This window comes from Pseudomonas abietaniphila (assembly GCF_900100795.1).
GTDB lineage: Bacteria > Pseudomonadota > Gammaproteobacteria > Pseudomonadales > Pseudomonadaceae > Aquipseudomonas > Aquipseudomonas abietaniphila.
Genome location: NZ_FNCO01000030.1, coordinates 13,462 through 35,874 on the forward strand (window position 1 = coordinate 13,462; position 22,413 = coordinate 35,874).

21 protein-coding genes are annotated in these 22,413 nt (G+C 60.6%); 10 read left to right on the forward strand and 11 right to left on the reverse strand.

Going from position 1 to position 22,413, the window contains the following annotated elements; all coding sequences use genetic code 11:
• The 6 genes from BLS87_RS32245 to dksA form a co-directional block, all read right to left on the reverse strand.
• On the reverse strand, window positions 1-1,395 hold the full coding sequence (locus BLS87_RS32245; protein WP_074759219.1) for a polynucleotide adenylyltransferase PcnB: 1,395 nt from the start codon (window positions 1,393-1,395) through the stop codon (window positions 1-3).
• A gap of 764 nt (window positions 1,396-2,159) precedes the next feature.
• On the reverse strand, window positions 2,160-3,599 hold the full coding sequence (locus tag BLS87_RS32250; protein ID WP_074759221.1) for a sigma-54-dependent transcriptional regulator: 1,440 nt from the start codon (window positions 3,597-3,599) through the stop codon (window positions 2,160-2,162).
• A 22-nt stretch (window positions 3,600-3,621) separates the two neighbouring features.
• A complete protein-coding gene (locus BLS87_RS32255; protein ID WP_167362134.1) occupies window positions 3,622-6,576 on the reverse strand; it encodes a sensor histidine kinase in 2,955 nt (984 codons plus the stop codon).
• The gene (locus BLS87_RS34025; RefSeq protein WP_002552060.1) at window positions 6,560-6,736 is read right to left on the reverse strand and encodes a hypothetical protein; all 177 of its coding nucleotides are present in this window, start codon (window positions 6,734-6,736) and stop codon (window positions 6,560-6,562) included. The genes BLS87_RS32255 and BLS87_RS34025 overlap by 17 nt, the downstream gene beginning before the upstream one ends.
• Window positions 6,737-6,864: 128 nt before the next feature.
• Window positions 6,865-7,752 (reverse strand): tRNA glutamyl-Q(34) synthetase GluQRS, encoded by an 888-nt coding sequence (gene gluQRS / locus BLS87_RS32260; protein ID WP_074759225.1) that lies wholly within the window; start codon window positions 7,750-7,752, stop codon window positions 6,865-6,867.
• Window positions 7,753-7,842: 90 nt separating this feature from the next.
• The gene (dksA, locus tag BLS87_RS32265; protein WP_074759227.1) at window positions 7,843-8,289 is read right to left on the reverse strand and encodes an RNA polymerase-binding protein DksA; all 447 of its coding nucleotides are present in this window, start codon (window positions 8,287-8,289) and stop codon (window positions 7,843-7,845) included.
• Window positions 8,290-8,634: 345 nt separating this feature from the next.
• Between dksA and BLS87_RS32270 the strand changes: the two genes are divergently transcribed.
• Entirely contained in the window at window positions 8,635-9,807 is a 1,173-nt protein-coding gene (locus BLS87_RS32270) for a pyridoxal phosphate-dependent aminotransferase (protein WP_074759229.1), read from the forward strand.
• The gene (gene sfsA, locus BLS87_RS32275; RefSeq protein WP_074759231.1) at window positions 9,807-10,550 is read left to right on the forward strand and encodes a DNA/RNA nuclease SfsA; all 744 of its coding nucleotides are present in this window, start codon (window positions 9,807-9,809) and stop codon (window positions 10,548-10,550) included. Before BLS87_RS32270 ends, sfsA begins: the two co-directional genes overlap by 1 nt.
• Here sfsA and BLS87_RS32280 read toward each other — a convergent pair.
• On the reverse strand, window positions 10,528-10,857 hold the full coding sequence (locus BLS87_RS32280; protein ID WP_074759264.1) for a Rieske (2Fe-2S) protein: 330 nt from the start codon (window positions 10,855-10,857) through the stop codon (window positions 10,528-10,530). The genes sfsA and BLS87_RS32280 overlap by 23 nt on opposite strands.
• Before the next feature lie 168 nt (window positions 10,858-11,025).
• Between BLS87_RS32280 and BLS87_RS32285 the strand changes: the two genes are divergently transcribed.
• From BLS87_RS32285 to deoC, 5 genes are all read left to right on the forward strand, one after another.
• On the forward strand, window positions 11,026-11,925 hold the full coding sequence (locus BLS87_RS32285; RefSeq protein ID WP_074759233.1) for a heme/hemin ABC transporter substrate-binding protein: 900 nt from the start codon (window positions 11,026-11,028) through the stop codon (window positions 11,923-11,925).
• A complete protein-coding gene (locus BLS87_RS32290; RefSeq protein ID WP_074759235.1) occupies window positions 11,922-12,959 on the forward strand; it encodes a FecCD family ABC transporter permease in 1,038 nt (345 codons plus the stop codon). Before BLS87_RS32285 ends, BLS87_RS32290 begins: the two co-directional genes overlap by 4 nt.
• Window positions 12,959-13,726, forward strand: a complete 768-nt coding sequence (locus BLS87_RS32295; RefSeq protein WP_074759237.1) for a heme ABC transporter ATP-binding protein — start codon at window positions 12,959-12,961, stop codon at window positions 13,724-13,726. The genes BLS87_RS32290 and BLS87_RS32295 overlap by 1 nt, the downstream gene beginning before the upstream one ends.
• A 58-nt stretch (window positions 13,727-13,784) precedes the next feature.
• On the forward strand, window positions 13,785-14,657 hold the full coding sequence (locus tag BLS87_RS32300) for a ChaN family lipoprotein (RefSeq protein WP_074759266.1): 873 nt from the start codon (window positions 13,785-13,787) through the stop codon (window positions 14,655-14,657).
• A 146-nt stretch (window positions 14,658-14,803) separates the two neighbouring features.
• Complete coding sequence (deoC, locus tag BLS87_RS32305) at window positions 14,804-15,565, forward strand: deoxyribose-phosphate aldolase (protein ID WP_074759239.1); 762 nt, start codon at window positions 14,804-14,806, stop codon at window positions 15,563-15,565.
• Between the two features lie 185 nt (window positions 15,566-15,750).
• Here deoC and BLS87_RS32310 read toward each other — a convergent pair whose 3' ends face one another.
• The 3 genes from BLS87_RS32310 to BLS87_RS32320 all read right to left on the reverse strand — a co-directional run bounded on the left by BLS87_RS32310 (window position 15,751) and on the right by BLS87_RS32320 (window position 18,276).
• Window positions 15,751-16,047, reverse strand: a complete 297-nt coding sequence (locus BLS87_RS32310) for a TfoX/Sxy family protein (protein WP_074759241.1) — start codon at window positions 16,045-16,047, stop codon at window positions 15,751-15,753.
• Window positions 16,048-16,296: 249 nt separating this feature from the next.
• Window positions 16,297-16,641, reverse strand: a complete 345-nt coding sequence (locus tag BLS87_RS32315) for a pentapeptide repeat-containing protein (protein ID WP_074759243.1) — start codon at window positions 16,639-16,641, stop codon at window positions 16,297-16,299.
• Window positions 16,642-16,740: 99 nt separating this feature from the next.
• Window positions 16,741-18,276 (reverse strand): bifunctional aminoglycoside phosphotransferase/ATP-binding protein, encoded by a 1,536-nt coding sequence (locus BLS87_RS32320; protein WP_074759245.1) that lies wholly within the window; start codon window positions 18,274-18,276, stop codon window positions 16,741-16,743.
• A gap of 134 nt (window positions 18,277-18,410) precedes the next feature.
• Here BLS87_RS32320 and mrcB point away from each other — a divergent pair, with 134 nt between their 5' ends.
• From mrcB to BLS87_RS32335, 3 genes are read left to right on the forward strand one after another with little or no spacing between them, the layout of a single operon-like run.
• Entirely contained in the window at window positions 18,411-20,732 is a 2,322-nt protein-coding gene (gene mrcB, locus BLS87_RS32325) for a penicillin-binding protein 1B (RefSeq protein WP_074759247.1), read from the forward strand.
• Window positions 20,733-20,748: 16 nt separating this feature from the next.
• Window positions 20,749-21,507, forward strand: a complete 759-nt coding sequence (locus tag BLS87_RS32330; protein WP_074759249.1) for a tetratricopeptide repeat protein — start codon at window positions 20,749-20,751, stop codon at window positions 21,505-21,507.
• Window positions 21,500-21,829 (forward strand): YqcC family protein, encoded by a 330-nt coding sequence (locus BLS87_RS32335; RefSeq protein WP_074759251.1) that lies wholly within the window; start codon window positions 21,500-21,502, stop codon window positions 21,827-21,829. Before BLS87_RS32330 ends, BLS87_RS32335 begins: the two co-directional genes overlap by 8 nt.
• Before the next feature lie 3 nt (window positions 21,830-21,832).
• On the opposite strand, the gene BLS87_RS32340 is transcribed toward BLS87_RS32335, so the two are convergent.
• On the reverse strand, window positions 21,833-22,261 hold the full coding sequence (locus BLS87_RS32340) for a DUF4124 domain-containing protein (protein ID WP_074759253.1): 429 nt from the start codon (window positions 22,259-22,261) through the stop codon (window positions 21,833-21,835).
• Window positions 22,262-22,413 lie beyond the last annotated feature (152 nt).

A 22,413-nucleotide genomic window follows, 5' to 3' on the forward strand; every position in this document is an offset into this window, starting at 1 on the left:
TTATTCCGATGCGTCCGCGCCAGCGCGCTTGCGCTTGCTGCCACCGCTGCGACGACGCTTGCGTGGGCCCTGACCGGTCTCGGACTTGCTGCCCAGGTCACGGATCATGTCGCGACGACCCGATTCGTTAGCGTCCTGATAGTCCGTCCACCAGTCGCCCAGGCCATCGGTCTCTTCGCCGGCGGTTTCCCGCAACAGCAGGAAGTCGTAACCGGCCCGGAAGCGCGGGTTGTCCAGCAACAGGTCGGCGCGCTTGCCGGAACGACGTGGCAGGCGTTCCTGCATGTCCCAGATCTCACGGATCGGCATCGTGAAGCGTTTCGGGATCGCGATGCGTTGGCACTGCTCGGCGATCAGTTCGTGCGCGGCTTCCTGCATGGCCGGAATTGGCGGCATGCCCCGTTCCTGCAAGCGCAAGACCCGTGCAGGCAGCGCAGGCCACAGCAGTGCGGCGAACAGAAACGCCGGCGTGACCGGTTTGTTCTGCTTTACGCGCAGGTCAGTGTTGGCCAGGGCCTCGCTGATCAGCGTGTGTGTGTACGTCGGGTTGTACTCCAGCGCTTTGGAACTCGCCGGGAACAGAGGCTCGAACAGTTCCAGGTCAACCAGCATCTCGAAGGTGGGTTCTGCGTAACCGTTGAGAAACAGCTTGAGCACTTCTTCGAACAGGCGCGCGGCCGGGATATCACGCAGCATCGGCGCCAGCGGTCGAATCGGCGTCGCACTGTGTTTCTCGATACCGAAGTCCAGCTTGGCGGCGAAACGCACGGCCCGCAGCATCCGCACCGGGTCTTCTTTATAGCGCTGCTGAGGATCGCCAATCAGCCGGATGAGGCGATTGCGGATGTCGTGTACGCCGTTGGCGAAATCGAGCACGCGTTCGGTGACCGGGTCGTAATACAGGGCGTTGATGGTGAAGTCGCGACGTTGCGCGTCTTCTTCCAGCGTGCCGTAGACGTTGTCGCGCAGAATCCGCCCGCTTTCGTTGCGCGAAGACTGGTTGCTGTCTTCGTCTTCGTCGTCTTGAGGGTGGTTGGCGCGGAAGGTCGCCACTTCAATGATTTCACGACCGAAATGGATGTGAACCAGTTTGAAGCGACGGCCGATGATGCGGGCGTTACGGAATTCGGCGCGGACCTGCTCAGGCGTGGCGCTGGTGGCGACGTCGAAGTCTTTCGGCGTGATGCCCAGCATCATGTCGCGTACGCAACCGCCGACCAGATAGGCCTGGTAACCGGCATTTTGCAGGCGTTCGACGATGCTCACCGCGTAGCGGCTGAATTGAGTGCGCTGCAACGAATGCTGGCTGCTGCTGAGCACTTCGGGCGTTGTACGCACGTGTTGCTGCGGTTTGCGCAGAGGAGAACGGAATGACTGGAACAGCTTCTTCAGCATGGGATGCACTGTTTGAAGGAATATTCGGCCAATTACGAAGAATGACCGCATGATGGGCGGGGATTCTAGCATTTAGTCGAGGGATGGTGTAGGACGCTGCGCGAAGGCAGTCTTGGGGCAGGCAGAGCGGGGCTTGAAGCGCCTTCGCAATGGGTTTGCGGCGGGTGTTTGGTCTGGAAGCTACTGGGGGAGCCGAAGCTCCCCCAAAGTGCGTGCTCTTATTTTTATTGTCTGTCGGGCTTTTTATTTTTGTTGAACGCCCAATTCACGGCTTTCGCCTGTGAAACCTCCCAATCGGGAGTCAAGAGCAAACGGATTGCTTTGGTCGCTGTGCTGCAGTAATCAATCGATCCAACCAGTTCAGGCTCTACCTTAGGGTAGTTTTTTGTTGTTCTCGGCCTGGTTGCGGGACAAGTCCCAAATGCAACGCCTCTCCAAAAGAATCAGTTAGCTGCGCCTCCGCCGTGTTGTTTTTATTATGCGTGAGTCGATACGTCTTGTTTTTATTGTGTTGTTTTGCGGGTGACTGATTTTTGTTGTTCTTGTACGAATACATATAGCAGGACGCGTGCCAACTTTTGTGTAAAACGCTGCAGCCCTTTAAACACGGGGTGTGGCAAAACGACGCTATTTTTCGAGGGTCGAAAAAAACCGGGGTTACGTTACCGTACGCCCCGGCCTTTGTTACGTGTCGCTGAATGAGGTAACAGTTTTTTCACAAGGCCCGAACACCGCGTGCCAGAGCCTTGTGCGGGGTGGTGACCTCAGGTTTCGCTGGCCACACCCGTCTTGCGACGAGGGATACCCAGGCGCTGACGGCGCTCCCACAGGCACTTGCGGCTCACGCCGAGTTTGCGTGCCAGTTCGGTCTCGGTCATGTGGTCCTGATGCTCAAGCACGAAGTGCTGGAAGTAGTCTTCCAGTGACAGGTCTTCGGTGGGCTCATGAGCGGTGGAGCTGGCGGAATTACCGGTCTGCGGGGCCAGACCGATGAACTCTTCGACGTCCAGGTCGCTCAGCTCGATGTCAATGCCCAGCAGGTCCGCTGAAATTTCCGGGCTTTCGCACAGGATCACGGCGCGCTCGACTGCGTTTTCGAGCTCTCGCACGTTACCCGGCCAGGAGTAATGACGAATCGCCTGCTCGGCGTCAGGGCCAAACCGCAGGTCGTTGCGTCCGGCCTTTGCGCTTTGCCGCGCCAGGAACGCGTTGGCGATTTCGTTCACGTCGGCGCCACGTTCACGCAGCGCCGGCAGTTTCAGGGCGATGACGTGCAGACGGTAGTAAAGGTCTTCGCGGAATTGTCCGACCTTGGCCAGGCTCTTGAGGTCCCGGTGGGTCGCCGCGATGAGGCGTACGTCGACCTTCTGCGATTGCACCGAGCCGACACGGCGAATTTCGCCTTCCTGAAGCACGCGCAGTAAACGCGCCTGCGCCTCAAGGGGCAGCTCACCGATTTCGTCGAGAAACAGGGTTCCGCCGTCAGCCGCCTCTACCAGACCGGCGCGCCCGGCGCTGGCCCCGGTGAATGCGCCTTTCTCGTGGCCGAACAGTTCGGATTCGATCAGGGTTTCCGGAATGGCCGCGCAGTTCACCGAAATCATCGGTGCCTTGGCGCGACGCGACAGGTTGTGCAGGGCACGAGCCACCAGTTCCTTGCCGGTCCCGGACTCACCCTGGACCAGCACGTTGGAATCGGTTGGCGCGACTTTGCGGATTTTGCTGTACAGGTCCTGCATCGGCGGGCACGAGCCAATGATGCCGATTTCACCGTTACTGTTGTCAGGTCCCGACTTGTCGGCAGCGGACGCCTTGCCGCTGGCCACGCGCTCAGCCTGAAGGCTTTGCACCGTTTGCCGGTCACGCAGAATGCGCGAGACGGCCTGCAGCATTTCGTCGTGGTCGAAGGGCTTGGCGATGTAATCCACCGCGCCCATTTTCATCGAGTCCACGGCCGAGCGCAGGCTGGCGTAGCTGGTCATGATCAGCACCGGCTTGCCCTGGCCGAGCTTGATCAGCTCAGTGCCGGGTGCGCCGGGCAGGCGCAGGTCGCTGACGATCAGATCAAACGAGGGGATGCTGAAACGTTCTTGAGCTTCCTGCACGGATCCGGCTTCACTGACTTGGTACTGATTACGTTCCAGCAAGCGACGCAAGGCAGAGCGGATAATGGTTTCGTCTTCGACGATCAAAATGTGCGGCATTGATTCGATTCTCTCGACGGTCTCAGTTCACAGCGGACGTCGCTTCGACATGTCGCGGTAATGTCACCCGAATACGGGTTCCGCGTTGTTGCTCGGGGTCAGCCGGGCTGTCGATGGTGATTTGTCCATAATGCTCTTCAACGATGGAATAGACCAGTGCGAGCCCCAGTCCTGTCCCTTCCCCCGGATCCTTGGTGGTGAAGAACGGTTCGAACAAGCGGTCCATGATTGCTTTCGGAATTCCAGTGCCTTCATCTTCGACGATCAAATCGACCGTATGTTCTGAGGCTTCGCTTTTTACCCGCACTGCACTGCCCGCAGGCGAGGCGTCACGGGCGTTTGAGAGCAGGTTGATCAGCACCTGAGCCAGGCGTTGCGGGTCGCCATCGACCCAGTGGCTCGGGTTGCACAGGTTATAGAATTGCACTTCGAAATTGCGGCGATTCAGCGCGAGCAGACCAATGGCATCCTGAGCGACTTCGGCCAGGCATACAGCTTCGTCGGCATGCTGATGGCCGCCCGCGTGGGCGAAGCTCATCAGCGACTGCACGATGCGCGAGACACGCTTGGTCTGTTCGATGATCTGGCTGCTGATTTCGGTCAGTTCGCCATCATCCTCGCGCTCTTCGCGCAGGTTCTGCGCCAGGCAGGCAATGCCGGTGATCGGGTTGCCAATCTCGTGCGCCACACCTGCCGCCAGGCGACCGATGCTGGCCAGACGCTCGGAGTGGACCAGTTTGTCTTCGAGCATCTGGGTGTCGGTCAGGTCTTCAACCAGAATCACCAGCCCGCTGTTACCGGGCGCCAGCGGTTCGTCGATGGCCGCTTTATGAAGGTTCAGCCAGCGGGTCTGGCCGTCCAGCGCCAGACGCTGCTTGTGCAAATGCTCGTCCGGCACGTTGATGAAGCCCAGCAGCAATTGCCGCCATGGGTCGGCAATGGTTTCAAGGCGCGAGCCGACCACACGCTGCGCGCCAATCCCGGTGAGTTCCTCCATGGCCTTGTTCCACATCAGGATCTCCTGATCCTTGGCCAGCGAGCAGACGCCCATCGGCAACTCCTGCAGGGTCTGACGGTGGTAACGGCGCAGGGCATCGAGCTCGGCGGCGAGGCCGGTGAGGCGCGAGTGATAGTCCTCGAGCCGGCTTTCGATGAAGTGAATGTCTTCGGTGACGTAGTTCTCGCCGCCTGATTTGTACGGCAGGAAGGTCTCGACCATGTCCTGTGCGACGCTGGGGCCCATCAGGCCGGACAGGTTGGCTTCGATGCGGTCACGCAGGCGACGCAGCGCATACGGGCGACGCTCGTCGAACGGCAGATAAAGATCGCGCAGGGCCTGTTCGACTTCCTTTTGCGCGGCTTTGGCACCCAGCGGCTTGGCCAGTTGAGTCGCGAACTCCTGCGGCGAGACGGCGTGCAATTCACGACGCTGCGGGCGGCGAACGTTATCCACAGCGCAGGCCTCGGCGGCGCTGGCTTCCTCAGGGCTGGGGTTGCTGAACAGGGAAATCAGGGTGAACACCAGAACGTTGGCGGCCAGCGAGGCAATCGCCGCCATGTGCCAGCTGGTGTCATCCAGCACGTAGATCATGTTCAACAGCGGAATATAGAAGCCCTGGAAGTTGCCGATCAGCGGGAACAGCATGCTGACCAGCCACACCACGATCCCCGCGATCAGGCCTGCCATGAAGCCGCGACGGTTTGCGGCGGGCCAATACAGAACCGAGAGCACGCCGGGCAGGAACTGCAAAGTGGCGACGAAGGCGACGATTCCCAGGTTGGCCAGGTCCTGCTTGGCGCCGAGCAGCAAGTAGAAACCGTAGCCGGCCATGATGATGGCGACGATCAGCCCACGGCGGGTCCACTTCAGCCAGCGGTAGATATTGCCTTCGGCCGGCGGCTGGTAGAGCGGTAATACCAGGTGGTTGAGCGCCATGCCAGACAAGGCCAGCGTGGTGACGATGATCAGGCCGCTCGCCGCTGACAGCCCGCCGACGTAAGCGAGAAGCGCCAACAGTTTGTTGTTGGCGGCAATGCCAATGCCGAGGGTGAAGTATTCCGGGCTGGTGGTCGCGCCCAGTTTCAACCCGGCCCACAGCACCAGTGGGACGGCCAGACTCATCAGCAACAGAAACAGCGGCAAGCCCCAACTCGCGCTGACCAGCGCGCGCGGATTGAGGTTTTCGGTAAAGGTCATGTGATACATGTGCGGCATCACGATGGCCGAGGCGAAGAACACCAGCAGCAGCGTTCGCCAAGGGCCTTCCTGCAGGGGCGTGTGCAGCGCAGCCAGTGCGCTCTGGTTCTGCAGAAGCCATTGTTCAAGGCTCGCCGGGCCGTCGAACACGCCGTAAAGCGCGTAAATCCCGATGCCACCGATGGCCACCAGCTTGATCACCGACTCGAAAGCGATGGCGAACACCAGGCCTTCGTGTTTTTCCCGGGTGGCGATGTGTCGCGAGCCGAAGAAGATGGTGAACAGAGTGATCAGCACGCAGAACGCAAAGGCGACGTAGTTGCGCACAGGCTCACGGGTCAGGATCGCCATGGAGTCCGCAACGGCCTGGATCTGCAGGGCCAGCAGCGGCAAGACGCCGATCAGCATGAAAATCGTCGTCAGTGCGCCCGCCCAGGTGCTGCGAAAGCGGAAGGCAAAGAGGTCAGCCAGCGACGAGAGCTGGTAGGTGCGGGTGATCTTGAGAATCGGGTAAAGCAGCACCGGCGCGAGCAGAAAGGCCCCCGATACGCCCAGGTAACTCGACAGAAACCCATAACCGTATTCGTACGCCAGGCCCACAGTGCCGTAGAACGCCCAGGCACTGGCATAAACGCCCAGCGACAGGGTGTAGGTCAGCGGGTGGCGAATGATCCAGCGCGGGATCAGGCCGCGTTCGCTGATCCAGGCAACGCTGAACAGCACCAACAGGTAGGCGGTGCTGACCAGGATCATCTGGGTCAGGCTAAAGCTCATCGGCATCTCGTTGGCTCTGCAGAATGAAGGTCACCACGATCAGGATCAGCCACAGCATGTAGGGCCGATACCAGGCGCCCGTTGCGTCGATCCACCAATCCATGATGGCGGGGGAGAAGAGGTAGATGCCTACCACCAGGAGCAGGACCAATCGATAAATGTACATTTGGCCTCCCAGATTGAGTGACGCCGGCACGACAGCCTGTGACGGAGCGGCATGGTAACGGATGGCTATCAGGCTGCAAGCGACGTTTCGGCCAGCTTTGTGGTGCAGTTTGGAGCAACCGCTCTAGATCAGTCTATTCGAGCTTCTTCGATGCTGGCGACCCGTGGAATCAAATCGGCATTCCAGTGGGCGATGCCCCAGCCAAGCACCTCACGCGGCGTCGCGAAGGACAATTCGTCCGTTACCGGCTGTCCCAAGGCGCGCAAGGCACGCATCAGTAATGGCGTGGCCTGATCGACAGGTAACGGTGGTGAGCGGTAGGACTTGCCCAGCTTATGGCCGTCAGGCTGGGTAATCAGCGGGACGTGCAGATAGCGCGGTTGTGGCAATCCCAGCAATTCCTGCAGGTAAAGCTGGCGCGGCGTGGAGTCCAGCAGGTCGGCGCCGCGCACGATGTCCGTAACGCCCTGCCAGCCATCGTCCAGAACCACCGCCAGTTGATAGGCGTAGAAGCCGTCCCGCCGCTTGATCACGAAATCGCCGACGTCACGGCCCAGGTGCTGACGAAACTCACCCTGAACCCGGTCTTCAAAGCGGTATTCCAGCTCTGGCACGCGGATACGGATTGCTGCGTTATCAGGCGAATGCCCTGCGTTGCGGCAAAAGCCCGGGTAAATCCCCTGGAAATCTTCGAGCTGCTTGCGCGAACAGGTGCAAGCGTAGGCCAGCCCGTAGCTGAACCAGCGATTGATGATGTCTTGATAGGCCTCATGGCGGTCACTTTGCCGCACCAGCTCGCCGTCCCACTCAAACCCGTAGGTTTCCAGGGTATTGAGGATCGCGGTCTGCGCGCCGGGTTCTTCGCGGGGCGGATCGAGGTCTTCCATGCGCATCAGCCACTTCCCGCCGACCGCGCGCGCATCCAGATAGGACGCCAGGGCGGCAACCAGAGAGCCAAAATGCAGGTAGCCGCTGGGCGTTGGCGCAAAGCGCCCTATATAAGAGGGGGATTTCATGGGCAGTGATGGTACTGGAAATCGGTTTGGGGACAATGCCAAAACAACAAAGGACGCCGAAGCGTCCTTTGTCTTATACGAAAAGCAGGATCATTTACCGACCTGCTTTTCCTTGATTTCAGCCAGCGTCTTGCAGTCGATGCACAGGTCGGCAGTCGGGCGGGCTTCCAGGCGGCGCAAGCCGATCTCGATGCCGCAGGACTCGCACCAGCCATACTCTTCGTCTTCGATCAGTTGCAGCGTCTTGTCGATCTTTTTGATCAACTTGCGCTCACGGTCACGAGCACGCAGCTCCAGAGCGAATTCTTCTTCCTGACTTGCACGGTCAGCAGGGTCAGGGAAGTTGGCCGCTTCGTCCTTCATGTGATCAACCGTGCGGTCGACTTCCTGCATCAAATCCTGCTTCCACTTGTTCAGGATCTTGATGAAGTGATCGCGCATGGGCTTGCCCATGTATTCCTCACCCTTCGCTTCGACGTAGGGGGCGAAACCGCTGATCGTTGTTGAATTGCTCTTTTGCTTTTCTTCGGTGGGCATGAACGGACCGCCTCTCACTCTTCTAAGCCATTGCGCAGGGTAATGATCCATCGCCGACACCTGCCGGCCCTGCGGCTGCAAGCGGGCGAACTTACCAGATCGAATCGGAGCGCGCTACTCCCGGTTGTCGAGCATGGCTCTGCAACGCGCCCATGAACTATGACCACAGCCAAAGCGCCCGGTTTTATATTATTTTGCAGTGCTATCAGTCTAGCCCCCTGTCGCCACAACATCTTCATTAGTGGATCGTCGGCACAAAACGGCACCGGATAAATCCTGTAGCCGGGCAGGCGGTTGGGTAGAATCGGCAAATTGTTTCCGACACGTGTAAATAAAGGAAGGCCAATGCCCCAGCCCTACAGTGCGCGCAGCCGCGCCATCGAACCCTTTCATGTGATGGCGCTGCTGGCGCGCGCCAATGAACTGCAAGCGGCGGGGCACGATGTCATCCACCTGGAGATCGGCGAGCCGGACTTCACCACGGCCGAACCCATCATCAAGGCCGGGCAGGCTGCATTGGCGGCGGGCAAAACCCGCTACACCGCCGCGCGCGGCTTGCCTGAGTTGCGCGAGGCTATTTCCGGCTTCTATGCCCAGCGTTACGGCGTCAACGTGGATCCGGGCCGCATCCTGATTACGCCTGGCGGTTCGGGCGCCTTGTTGCTGGCGGCGAGTCTGTTGGTCGATCCCGGTAAACACTGGTTGCTGGCCGATCCGGGGTATCCGTGTAACCGTCATTTCCTGCGTCTGGTGGAAGGCGCTGCGCAATTGGTGCCGGTCGGGCCGCAGGTGCGTTACCAACTGACGCCGGATCTGGTCGCACAGCACTGGAATCAGGACAGCGTCGGTGCGTTGGTCGCCTCGCCGGCCAACCCGACGGGCACCTTGCTGCACCGTGACGAGCTGGCTGCGCTGTCCGCGTCGATCAAGGCGCGCAACGGGCATCTGGTGGTGGACGAGATTTATCACGGTCTGACTTACGGCACCGATGCCGCCAGCGTGCTGGAAGTGGACAACGACGCGTTTGTTTTGAATAGTTTTTCAAAGTATTTCGGCATGACCGGGTGGCGCCTGGGGTGGCTGGTGGCGCCGCAAGACGCGGTCGGCGATCTGGAAAAGCTGGCGCAGAACCTTTACATCAGCGCACCGAGCATGGCGCAAAGCGCCGCGTTGGCGTGTTTCGAGCCGCAGACACTGGCCATTCTCGAAGAGCGTCGCACTGAATTTGGCAAGCGAAGGGACTTCCTGCTGCCCGCGTTGCGTGAGCTTGGCTTCAACATTGCCGTCGAGCCCGAAGGCGCCTTCTATCTTTATGCGGACATCAGCGCCTTCGGCGGCGACGCGTTTGCGTTTTGTCGGCATTTTCTGGAGACCGAACACATCGCGTTCACGCCTGGCCTGGATTTCGGGCGTTATCAGGCCGGCCATCATGTGCGTTTTGCCTACACACAGAGCCTGCCTCGACTCCAGGATGCCGTTGAGCGTATCGAGCGTGGACTGCGGAGCTGGAAGGCCTGATGCGTTTTTCTCCCGAACTCGAAGAAGGTCGCCTGATCCAGCGTTACAAGCGCTTTCTGGCCGATATCGAAACCCCCAGCGGCGAACGCCTGACCATTCATTGCCCCAACACCGGCTCAATGTTCAACTGCATGATGCCCGGCGGGCGCGTCTGGTTCAGTCGCTCCAATGACCCCAAGCGTAAGTTGCCGGGCACGTGGGAAATCAGCGAGACCCCTCAGGGACGCTTTGCCTGCGTGAACACCGGCCGCGCGAACAAACTGGTGGAAGAAGCGCTGTTGGCGGGTGTCATCACCGAGCTCGACGGTTTTACCGCGCTCAAGCGGGAAGTGGCCTACGGGCAGGAGAACAGTCGGGTCGATTTCCGTCTGGATTACCCAGAGGGTCCGCTCTACCTGGAAGTGAAAAGCGTCACGTTGGGGTTTGACGATACGGCCGTGGCGGCGTTTCCCGACGCGGTGACCCAACGCGGCGCGAAGCATTTGCGCGAGCTGGCCGCCCTGGCTCGCGAGGGCGTGCGCGCCGTGCTGTTGTATTGCGTCAATCTGACCGGGATCGAGGGCGTGCGTCCCGCCGAGGAAATCGATGCCGCCTATGCCCAAGCCCTGCGTGAGGCCGTCTCCGCCGGAGTTGAAGTCCTCGCCTATGGTGTGCAACTGACGCCGGATGAAGTGCGCGTCGACCGTCGTCTCAAGGTTCATCTGGCTGAAAAGGGCGTGCTCAATCCCGTGCTGGCGGGCTGATCCAGATGCCCTGCGCGTCTTCGCCGCAGGTGATGACGCCCAGGGTTTTGCCTTCACACGGCCCGGCGATGCATTCACCACTTTCGATCAGAAACAGTGCCCCGTGGGTCGCGCACTGGATCAGGCTGGCGCTGCTGTCGAGAAACTGGTCTGGATGCCATTCCAGCGGCACGCCACGGTGCGGACATCGGTTCTGGTAGACGTAAACCAGACCGGCGCGGCGTACTGCCAGCACTCGCAGGCCATCAATCTCGAAGCCACGGCTTGTTCCTTCGGGCAGTTCATTCCCGTTACACAGGTAGTTCAGTGGAGTCTCCTTCGCGCTTGACGCGCAAATGCAAATAATTATCAAATTGCCCGGTTGTCATAGCGTCTAGTCTGACAGCTCTGGAAATGACGCGTCGATCCAGCGTACGCCGGGCCTGATCCTTGAGGCATGTCAGGCGCGCTCCCTCTTTATAAGGATTCTCCCGCTATGCGCTCCCTGAGCAAACTGACTGTGATTCTGGCCGGGCTTGTATTCACTCATCTGGCGTCAGCTCAATCGCAGCCACCTCAGCGTTGGGTCAGTGCGGGCGGGGCGTTGACGGAATGGGTCGTGGCGTTGGGTGGGGAGTCTCATCTGGTCGGTATCGACACCACCAGCCAGCACCCCGAATCGATCAAATCGCTGCCCAGCATCGGTTATCAGCGGCAGTTGTCGTCTGAAGGCATTCTGAGCCTGCGTCCGAACATTCTGGTAGGCACTGAAGAAATGGGCCCGCCGCCCGTTCTCGAACAACTTCGATCGGCAGGCGTGAAGGTGGAAGTGTTGTCCGCCAGCGCGAACATGACGGCGTTGCACGGCAACTTGCAGAAGCTTGGAGCGTTGCTCGGCGATGAACCCCGGGCACGTGAGCTGAGCGAACACTACGCGAAGCAACTGGACACCCAGCACAACTGGGTTGCGCAGGCGCAACAGCGCCAACCCGCGCCTGGCGTCATCCTGTTGGTCAGCCATGCCGGGGCAGCGCCGATGGTGGCTGGCGTGGGGACCGTGGGTGACTGGCTGATAAAACAGGCCGGTGGCCGAAATCTGGCGACTCATGCCGGCTACAAGATATTCTCTGCCGAGGCCATGACCGGCTTGAATCCTGATGTGCTGGTGTTCACCGACCGTGCACAGAACGGGGCCTCCTCCCGCGACGCGTTGCTTACGGAAAACCCTTTGCTCGCCTCGACGCAGGCCGCACGCGATAACCGCCTGATCGAAGTGGATCCGACGCTGTTGGTCGGCGGTCTGGGCCCTCGTCTGCCGGAGGCGATGAAGACCCTGTCCAAAGCGTTCTATCCTGCAAATACCACCCTCAACGCCAAGGTGTCGCCAGCTCAATGAGGGCGATAGTGCAGCCTCGAACGTTATTCACCCTGCTGAGTCTCGCTTGCGCACTGGCTGTCTGGCTGTCGCTGGCATTGGGGCCTGTAAGCCTCCCGCTGATGGACACGCTGCGCGCCGGTCTGCGCCTGCTCGGTGTGCCGTTGGCAGGGGATGACGTTCAGCAGGCCGAGCTGATCCTCGGCCAGATTCGTATGCCTCGCACGCTGCTCGGGTTAGCGGTGGGGGCTGTGCTGGCATTGTCGGGCGTGGCGATGCAGGGCTTGTTCCGCAACCCGCTGGCCGACCCGGGCCTGGTCGGTGTTTCCAGCGGCGCCGCGCTGGGTGCGGCGGTCGCCATCGTGGCGGGTGCTTCTCTGGGTGGCTTGCCGCCTGTGCTTGAGCCTTATTTATTGTCGATCTGCGCATTCGCGGGCGGCCTGACCGTCACGGGCATCGTTTATCGCCTCGGGCGCCGCGATGGACAGACCAGCGTGGGCATCATGCTGCTGGCGGGTGTGGCGATGACAGCGCTGGCAGGTTCGATTATCGGCCTGTTCACCTACCTGGCCGATGACGCTGCTTTGCGCACGTTGACGTTCTGGAACCTCGGCACGCTGAACGGCGCCAGTTATGCGAGGCTCTGGCCTCTGCTGCTGGTCTGTACGGCGGTGATTTTCTGGCTCCCGCGCCGGGCCAAGGCGCTGAATGCGCTGCTCCTTGGGGAGTCCGAGGCCCGCCATCTGGGCATCGAAGTGGAGAGGCTCAAGCGCGAGCTGATTCTGTGTATCGCGCTGGGTGTCGGTGCAGCGGTGGCGGCTGCGGGGCTGATTGGATTTGTCGGGTTGATCGTGCCTCACCTGATTCGGTTGGTCGCAGGCCCCGATCACCGTGTCGTGCTGCCTGCTTCGGCACTGGCCGGTGCGAGCCTGTTGCTGTTCGCCGATGTGTTTGCGCGGATGGTGCTGGCGCCGGCAGAACTGCCGATCGGCATTGTTACCGCCTTTATCGGCGCGCCGTTTTTCCTGTTTTTGCTGGTTCGAGGACGCACCTGATGATGAAGGCGCAGGGGCTCAGCGTTCATCGTGACGGTAAATGCGTGCTGGAACACATCGACCTGACCGTCAACCCCGGCGAAATCCTGGGTGTGCTCGGGCCGAACGGGGCTGGCAAGAGCACGCTGCTGGGCGCATTGTGTGGTGAGTTGAAGACGACGCAGGGTCAGCTTTGGCTCGACGAGCAGTTGCTGACGCACTGGACAGGCCAGCAGAGGGCTCGGCGTCTGGCGGTTCTCCCGCAAAGTTCGACGCTGAGCTTCGCGTTCAAGGTGCAGGACGTGGTCGCGATGGGGCGTTTGCCTCATGACAGCGGCCAGCAGCGTGATGCCGAGATCGTCCAGGCTGCGCTGGAAGCCGCCGATGCGCTGCACTTGAACGATCGCAGCTACCTCACGTTGTCGGGTGGTGAGCGTCAGCGCGTTCACCTGGCGAGGGTGTTGGCGCAGTTGTGGCCGGGCGAGGGCGGGAAGACGTTGTTGCTGGACGAGCCGACCTCGATGCTGGATCCGCTGCATCAACACACCACGCTGCAGGCCGTGCGTGATTTCGCCGACCGGGGTGGCGCGGTCATGGTGATTCTTCACGATCTCAATCTGGCGGCGCGTTACTGCGACCGCCTGTTGTTGCTGGCGTCGGGCCGCCCTTATGCGCTGGGTACGCCAGACACGGTGTTGGTGCCGGAGTCGCTCAAGGCCGTATTTGGCCTGGATGTGCTGGTTCAGCGTCACCCCGAGCGGGGACACCCGTTGATCATCGCGCGGTAAACCGTTCTGAAAAGTGGTTTTACAAGGAGGTCGCGTGCGTCGTTACCTGCTGTTTCTGATGCTGTCATTGGCGAGCGCCTGCCAGTCGCCGCCGACGTTGCCACCCCTACCTTCCTGGCAAAGCCCCGAGGGGCGTGAGCACAGGGATCTGGGCATGATTCGCGATCTGGGCACCGGACAGGCGTTGAACCCGCAACAGTTGATCGCTCGTCTGGCCGGGGCCCCCCGTGTGCTGGTGGGCGAGCAGCATGACAATCCCGATCACCATGCCTTGCAGCTGTGGTTGTTGCAGGCGCTCAGCGATCAGCGCCCACAAGGCAGCCTGTTGCTGGAAATGCTAACGCCGGACCAGCAGGGCCGGGTTGATCAAGTGCAGCGCGGTTTACAGAGCGGCCGCTACCCTGCCGACTTGCCCGTCGCCTTAGCCTGGCAGAACGGCTGGGACTGGGCGCTTTACGGGCCGATAATGCGGTTCGCGTTGGCCCAGCCGTACCCGGTGCTGTCCGCCAACCTGAGCAAAGAAGAGATCGGGGCCATTTACCACCAGCGTCCCGTGCTGAGCGGCACCCAATCAACCCGCGAGACCGTGCGCGCGCAGTTGTTGGCGCAGGTCCGCGAATCTCACTGCGGCATGCTGCCCGAGGATGCCCTTCCCGCGATGCTCGCCGTTCAGCAACAGCGAGACCGGCGCATGGCGCACCGTGTCATGGAGGCGCCGGCGCCTGCCTTGTTGTTTGCGGGCAGTTATCACGTTCGCAAGGATCTGGGGATTCCTCTGCACATGGCGGACCTCAGCAGCCCGGAGCGTCCCGTCGTGTTGTTGCTGGCGCAGGTCGGCAACGAGGTCGAGCCCGGCAGCGCGGATTACGTCTGGTACACCGCTGCACTGCCGGATCAGGACTACTGCGCGCAGATGCGCCCGCCGTCCTGACAACCAAGGCGATTGTTTGCAGGCAACATCCTTAAGACGTTTCTGATAGTCGCGTAGGTCAGCTCTTTACAGCCTGCGTGGTCGTTCACGCGCACCCTTGCTGGATTATCGTCGCTCCCTCGAACGTGAAGGGTGAGGCAAGTGGCATGAGCAGGATGAACGAGAGCGACGAAGCATGGGCTCAGACGGCGATAGCGTTGATGGAGTTGACGTCGTTGAACGCTGACGACACGGCCGAGCGCATTGTGGCCTTGTGCGAGCGGGCCAAGACACCGGTGGGAAATGTCGCGGCAGTCTGTGTGCTACCCAGGTTCGCAGGCCTGGCCCGGCGTACGCTCGACGACGCCCAGGCCAGAGAGATCAAGGTGGTGGCCGCGGTTAATTTCCCCAATGGCGGTGCCTCCGTCGCCACGGTGGTGTCTGAAACAGAGGCTGCTGTGCTCGCGGGGGCCGATGAAATCGACCTGGTCTACCCGTTCCACGCGCATCTGGCAGGCGACAAGCAGATCGGTGCCGAAATGATCGCGGCCTGCAAAGCCCGATGCGGCCGACGCGGGACGCTGACGGTTACCCTTGAAACCGGCGTGTTGCGCGATCCCCAGATCATCCACGATGTGTGCAGGATGGCGATCCGCGAGGGTGTCGCCTTTCTCAAGACCAGTACGGGTAAACAGATCGTCAGCGCGACACCACAGGCGGCGCGGATCCTGATCGAGGCGATTGCCGAACTGGGCGCGCAAGTCGGATTCAAGGCGTCTGGAAATGTGCGCACGATCAGCGAGGCGCGGACCTACCTCGAGATCGCGCAAGCCCGGTTTGGGCCTTACTGGCTGGAGCCGCAGAGAATGCGGTTGGGCGGATCGAGCCTGCTGGACGATCTACTGACGCAGCTTGGCATGGGGGCATGAGTGAGCTGCACTTATCGCGGGCAAAAAAAGACCCGGCAAAAAGCCGGGTCAAAAACCGTGATTAGCCTGATGAGGAGATAATCTGAGAGTCCGAACCAAGGAGCCTTTCAGGTTACCAGCCAGTCTCGCGACTGGATGTGATAATCATAGTAATTCTCATTTGTAAGTCAACAGGTGATCTCAAACTATTTTTCAACGGCGGTGGTGTGAGGTCGCAAGGCTTCTCTGTCGAGTCCGGAGACCTGTTCATTCAGTGAGGCTTTCACTTCAAGCGGCAGGTCGCACCAATGCTGGTCAAGCAGTGCGCCCTCAATGGCATAGAGCAGGACCTTGGAGGTGCGAAAGCCGCGGGTCTTGACCGCGCGATAAGCGTGTATGGCGCCCAGTCGGCGCAAGTCTGCTTCGTTGTGAATTCCGGCTGCATGCAGCCACTGGACCGAAGTCTTGCCCAGATTTTTCATCTGTTGCAGTTCGTCTTCCATGTTGCCTCCGTGCAAGGTGTTGCTCCGTGTTTAAAAACCTTACAGGCCTGGACAAACTGCGGGCTCAAGCCATGGAATGAGTATAGATAGCCATGAGAGAGGGGAAAGCCAACGCTCGGTAAAACCCCCAGCGAAGCGCCGGACGTTAGCGAAAAAGGTGGTTAAAGCGACAAACGGGGCAGGCCCGGCATGTCCGAGCATGCAGGGCGGGGAGGCTGACCACTCGCGTGGGGCGAGTGCGGTGCAGGCTTAACGTGTGCGGTAACGCAGGCGTGTGCCGAAGTTGACCGACATGAGAATCTCGTCGGCGCTCAGCTCTGGCGGGAAGTAGGCCCCGGAGATCTGGGCATGGGCGATGCTTGCGCCTTCCAGCGAAGCGGTCCGAAAATCGACGCCGCGCAGGTCGGCAGACCGAAAATAAGCGTCAGTGAAGTCGATGTCATCGGCATTCAGTTCGCGCAGATCGAGGCCGCGAAAATCACCGCCGGCGAGATCGATCGGCCCGTTTTTCGGGCGTTGGAGGTTGAAGGCGTTTACGTCATCTCTTCGCAGCAAGGCAAAGAGCGGGGAGTCGAGCTGCTTGGGCTGGTTCATGGCGTCACCTTGTTGGAATTCTGACGCCAGTATAATGCCACTATCGTCGAGCCGTGAAGGGGCTTCCTTCACGACGCGATGATTGGTGAGCGGTCGTGATTACAGGCCGGGCAGGTACTGACGAATATCCGTGACGAGTTTGTCCAGATCCCCGCTCAGATTGGTTTCTACGTGACGGCTGCGCAGCGTTTCGTCTGCGGTCAGTGGTTCACGGTTAGCCAGTTGAGCTTCGATGACCTCCATGGTGGCGTCGGACGGGTCCTGGTTCTGGGCCTGACGCTGCGCGAGCCAGCCTTGGATGACCGCCTTGGGCGCCGCGCAGTCGAGGATCAGGAACGGTGCGCCGGTCGCTTCCGCCACCTGTGCTGTTGCCAGACGCTGCTCGTGCTTGAGGAACGTCGCGTCGATCACGACCGGGAATCCGGCGTGCAACACCACGGCCGCCAGTTCGTTCAGGCGCTTGTAGGTGTCGGCGCTGACCTCGGCTGCGTACAGGTCTTTGCTGTCCCCAAACAGGCGCTTGCGTTCGATATCAGAACGCAGACGAACGGCGCCCAGCGCTTCCACCAGACGCATCGCCACATGGCTCTTGCCGACAGCGGAAACACCGTGGGTGATCGCCAGAAAATTGGAAGGGATGGCGCTGTAGCTCTCCGCCAGGTTGGCGTAGTTGCGGTATTGGCGCAGGGTGGTGGCGCGTTGCACATGGTCAGCATCGGGCGACAGGCTGAACAGCGACACCTTGGCCCGAACCAGCGCACGGTAGGCTTTGTAGAAATTCAGCAACTCCAGGCCCGCGTAATCGCCGGTGTGCTCCAGGTACTGGCTGATCAGGCGACGCGACAGGCTTTTCAGGCCACGGTCTTCCAGGTCCATCGCCAGAAAGCCGATGTCGGCGTAGACGTCGGTCATGCGGAACGGCTCGTTGAATTCGATGCAGTCGAAAATCACGACCTTGCCGTCAATCAGCGTGATGTTGCCCAGATGGATATCACCGTGGCATTCGCGAATGAAACCATCGGCCTTGCGCTGACTCAGCAGAGGCTTCAAGCGCTCGTAGCTGGCCTTGGCCCAGGCTTCGAGGGCGTCGAGCTGAACAAGATCGGCCTTTTCGCTGAGGAACGGCAGAATCTGCTCGAAGTTCTGGGTGACGGGTGCCATCACGCTTTCGGGCGAGCCCAGTTCGTTTTCGGACAGGACGCGCGGCGCCTTTTCGTGGAACTCGGCAATCTGGCGCGCCATGTCATCGATGTGCGCCGTGGTCAGTTCGCCTTTCGCTTGCAGGGTGCTAAGCAAACCGTCCTGCGGGAACTGGCGCATTTTCAACGCGTATTCGATCGCCTCGCCCTCGCCGCCCAATTGAGGCGCTTCAGCGCTGCCGGTGATCGGCAACACTTCCAGATACAAATTCTCGGTGAGACGCTGATTGAGCTTCAACTCCTGCTGGCAGAAGTGCTCGCGAGAGGAGAGGGTGGTGAAATCAAGGAAGCCGAAATTCATCGGCTTCTTGATCTTGTAGACGAAGGGGCCTGTGAGCAGCACCCAGGAAATATGCGTCTCAATGACCTGAAACTGCTCCACCGGGTGCGGGAACAGGGCAGGGTTTTGCAGAGCGGCTATCAGTGTCTGGCTCACGGACAATCCTTGAAAAGTGATAAGTCGAAAAAGAAGGTGACTAAAGGCGGCCATTATGGCCGCTTGGCGCATTGCTGCAAACCGCTGAGAGGGCGGTCTGCCGATGATCTTGAAAGTGCGTATAATCCGCCGCCATGACTCGATCCCGCACTTCGAAAAAATCCCCCAAACCCGCCAACAGCCGCCTTCGCAGCCTGTTGGGCTGGGCCCTCAAACTCAGCCTCGTGGGCATGGTGATTCTTGCCTGCTTCGCGGTGTATCTGGACTCCATCGTCCAGGAGAAATTCTCCGGCAAGCGCTGGACCATCCCCGCCAAGGTCTATGCGCGGCCTCTGGAGCTGTTCGTCGGACAGAAACTGTCCCGTGACGACTTCCTCATCGAGCTCGATGCCTTGGGTTACCGGCGTGAAAGCGTTGCCAATGGCCCAGGCGCTGCGGCGGTGAACGGCAACAACGTTGACCTGAATACGCGCGGCTTTCAGTTCTATGAAGGCGCGGACCCCGCTCAGCAGATCCACGTGCGTTTCTCGGGCGACTATGTCGCAGACCTGACGGCCGCCAATGGTTCGAAGCTCGCCGTTGCGCGGCTTGAGCCGCTGATGATCGGCGGTCTTTACCCGAAAAACCTTGAAGACCGCATCCTGATCAAGCTCGATCAGGCGCCTCCTTATTTGCTCGACACGCTGGTAACCGTCGAAGACCGCGACTTTTACCATCATTTCGGCGTGTCGCCGAAGTCGATTGCCCGGGCTTTCTGGGTCAACGCCTCGGCCGGACAGATGCGTCAAGGGGGATCAACCCTGACTCAACAGTTGGTCAAGAACTTCTACCTGACCAACGAGCGCAGTATCACGCGCAAACTGACCGAAGCCATGATGGCGATCCTGCTGGAGATCCATTACAGCAAGCAGGAAATCCTCGAGGCGTACCTCAACGAAGTCTTCGTCGGTCAGGACGGTCAGCGCGCCGTTCACGGTTTTGGCCTGGCGAGCCAGTATTTCTTCAGCCAGCCGTTGTCGGAGCTCAAGCTCCATCAGGTGGCGCTGTTGGTCGGTCTCGTGAAGGGGCCGTCCTACTACAACCCGCGTCGCAATCCTGAACGGGCGCTTGAGCGCCGTAACCTGGTGCTCGATCTGCTTGAACAGCAAGGCGTTGCCTCACCGGAGGCCGTGGCGGCGGCGAAGAAAATGCCGTTGGGCGTGACCAAGACCGGCTCGCTGGCTGACAGCTCGTTCCCGGACTTCCTGGACCTGGTCAAGCGTCAGCTGCGTCAGGACTACCGCGACGAAGACTTGACCGAAGAAGGCCTGCGAATCTTCACCAGCTTCGACCCGATCCTGCAAATGAAGTCGGAAGCCGCTGTCCGTGAGAGTTTCGCGAAGATGGCGGGGCGCAAGGGCTCCGATGATATGGAAACGGCCATGGTCGTGACCAACCCGGAAACGGGTGAAGTGCAGGCCTTGATCGGCAGCCGTCAGGCCGGATTTGCCGGATTTAACCGCGCGCTGGATGCCGTGCGTCCGATCGGCTCGCTGGTCAAACCGGCGATTTACCTCACCGCGCTGGAGCGTCCTCAGCAGTACACGCTGACCAGTTGGGTTCCGGACGAACCGTTTCAGGTAAAGGGCGCGGATGGCCAGATCTGGAAGCCCCAGAACTTCGATCACAAGGCCCACGGCAACATCTTCCTTTATCAGGGGCTGGCGCATTCCTACAACTTGTCCAGCGCCAAGCTGGGACTTGATCTGGGTGTGCCGAATGTCTTCAAAACCCTCACCAAGCTGGGCGTAACCCGCGACTGGCCGACGTTTCCGTCGATGTTGCTGGGGGCTGGCGCCCTGAGCCCGATTGAAGTGGCGACCATGTACCAGACCATTGCCAGCGGCGGGTTCAACACGCCACTGCGCGGTATCCGGAGTGTGCTGACTGCCGAAGGCGAGCCGCTGAAGCGTTATCCGTTCCAGATTCAGCAGCGCTTCGACCCGGGTTCCATCTATCTGCTGCAGAACGCCATGCAGCGCGTGATGCGCGAAGGCACCGGCAAGTCGGTGTACAACGTATTGCCAGGCACGCTGAACCTGGCGGGTAAATCGGGGACGACCAACGATTCTCGTGACAGCTGGTTCGCAGGCTTCAGTCAGGATTTGCTGGCAGTGGTCTGGATGGGTCGAGACGACAACGGCAAGACACCGTTTACCGGCGCCACGGGCGCGTTGCAAATCTGGACCAGCTTCATGAAGAAGGCCGACCCGCTTCCGCTGGACATGGCCATGCCGGATAACGTGGTTCAGGCCTGGGTCAATGCTTCAACCGGGCAAGGCACCGACGCCAGCTGCCCGGGCGCCGTACAGATGCCGTATATTCGCGGCAGTGAGCCGCAACCTGGGCCAGCGTGTGGCGGGCCATCAGCGCCTGCCGAGTCGGTGATGGACTGGGTCAAAGGCTGGTTGAACTAAGCGAAGAGGATGTGAAGTGAACAAGTGGTGGATTCCGGCTTTAACGGCTCTGGCTTTGCTCAATGGTTGCGCCAGTCAGACGCGCAGCAACATTCCGGTGGTGGACGCGGGCTCGCGCGTCTCCAACAGCGAGCGTGTCTCGACAAACCGTAACACCGCCTATCGTGCGCCGGTCCAGAGCCCGGCGCAGGCGCAATCGATTCAAGAAGACTCGGGCGTCACCGTGATGGTCCCGGGCGGCGCTAATGCCAGCGCTGCGCCGATCTCGACTTTCGTCCCGCCGACCTCGGCGCCGGTCAGTACGGCCCCAATCAACACTGCTCCGGCCAATCAGGCGCCGATTAACAGCACCTACACACCGCCTGCCGCGACCGGCGATACCTACAATATGCCTGCGTCCGCGCCGACCGGTATTCCGTCGGCGTCGAGCAGCGGCGGTCTCTCTGCTGACGAGCAACTGGACGGTCCGGTGCTGGCGTTGCTGACCACCGCACAGCAACAGCAGAGCAGCGGCGACCTCAACGGTGCGTCGTCCAGCCTCGAGCGCGCTCAACGTGTCGCGCCACGCGAACCGCAGGTGCTCTACAAACTGGCGCAAGTGCGTCTGGCTCAAGGCGATGCACCTCAGGCAGAGCAACTGGCGCGCCGTGGTCTGACCTACGCCAACGGCCGGGCCAGCTTGCAGGCGAGCCTGTGGGGACTGATCGCACAAGCGCGTGAGAAGCAGGGTGACGCGGCGGGTGCAGCGCTGGCGCGGCAGAAGGCCAATGGATAATCGGTTTCCAAAGATCGCCGATCAGCTGCTGTTGATCGAGCGTGAACTTCGTGTGCTGGGCTTGTGGAAAGAGGTGCCGCCCAGCGATGAGGATCTGTCGAGTCGCGAGCCGTTTTGTGTCGACACGCTGGATTTCGATCAGTGGTTGCAATGGATTTTCCTGCCCCGGATGAAAATCATCCTTGAGCAGGATCTGCCACTGCCGAATGCATCGGGCATTCTGGAAATGGCGCAAATGGTCTACGCCAGTCGCGTCCAGGAAACCCGCAATCTGCAGGCACTGCTGGCTCAGTTTGACCGGCTGATCACAGAGTCAGTCTGACGCTCAGTTGCACGTATCGTCGATGGACCTCTTGACCTCGGCGATACGTGCCTGACGCTCCTCCTCGGTAAAGCGTCTGTATTCTCCGTTCACCTCTTCACGCACCCGCGGATTGTTTTGCAACTGCGCAAGGTTGGTGCGTTGGCGGTCGCAGTACGCTTTGCGCTTGGCGGCGTCGGCCGCGACCTGTTTCTTCACCTTGGTGTCGATGGCCTGCTGTTCCTGGTCGGCATCGGGCCGCGCTGCTGGTGCAGTGGAGGGCGGCGTGACCGGTTTCTGTATGTCGATTTCCTGAACCGACTGTCCGGCAGGCGGCTGGGCGTCGAAGTGCGTCACCCCCTGTGCATCGACCCATTTATAGATCTGGGCCGCCTGACCGGTAGCAGTCCCAACTGCCAGCGTCAGCGCGGTGGCGAGAATCATCCAGCGCATACTGCTTCCTTAACGTCGTTTGCGGTGCTGACGAAACCTATCACAAGCGCGCCGAGACGACCTCATTCGGTGCTTTTTCGCACAGTGTGGGTGAAGAAAGCGCATCGATGACTTGACTTGAGCGGGGCGAATCAGAACAATCCAAAGTTCGC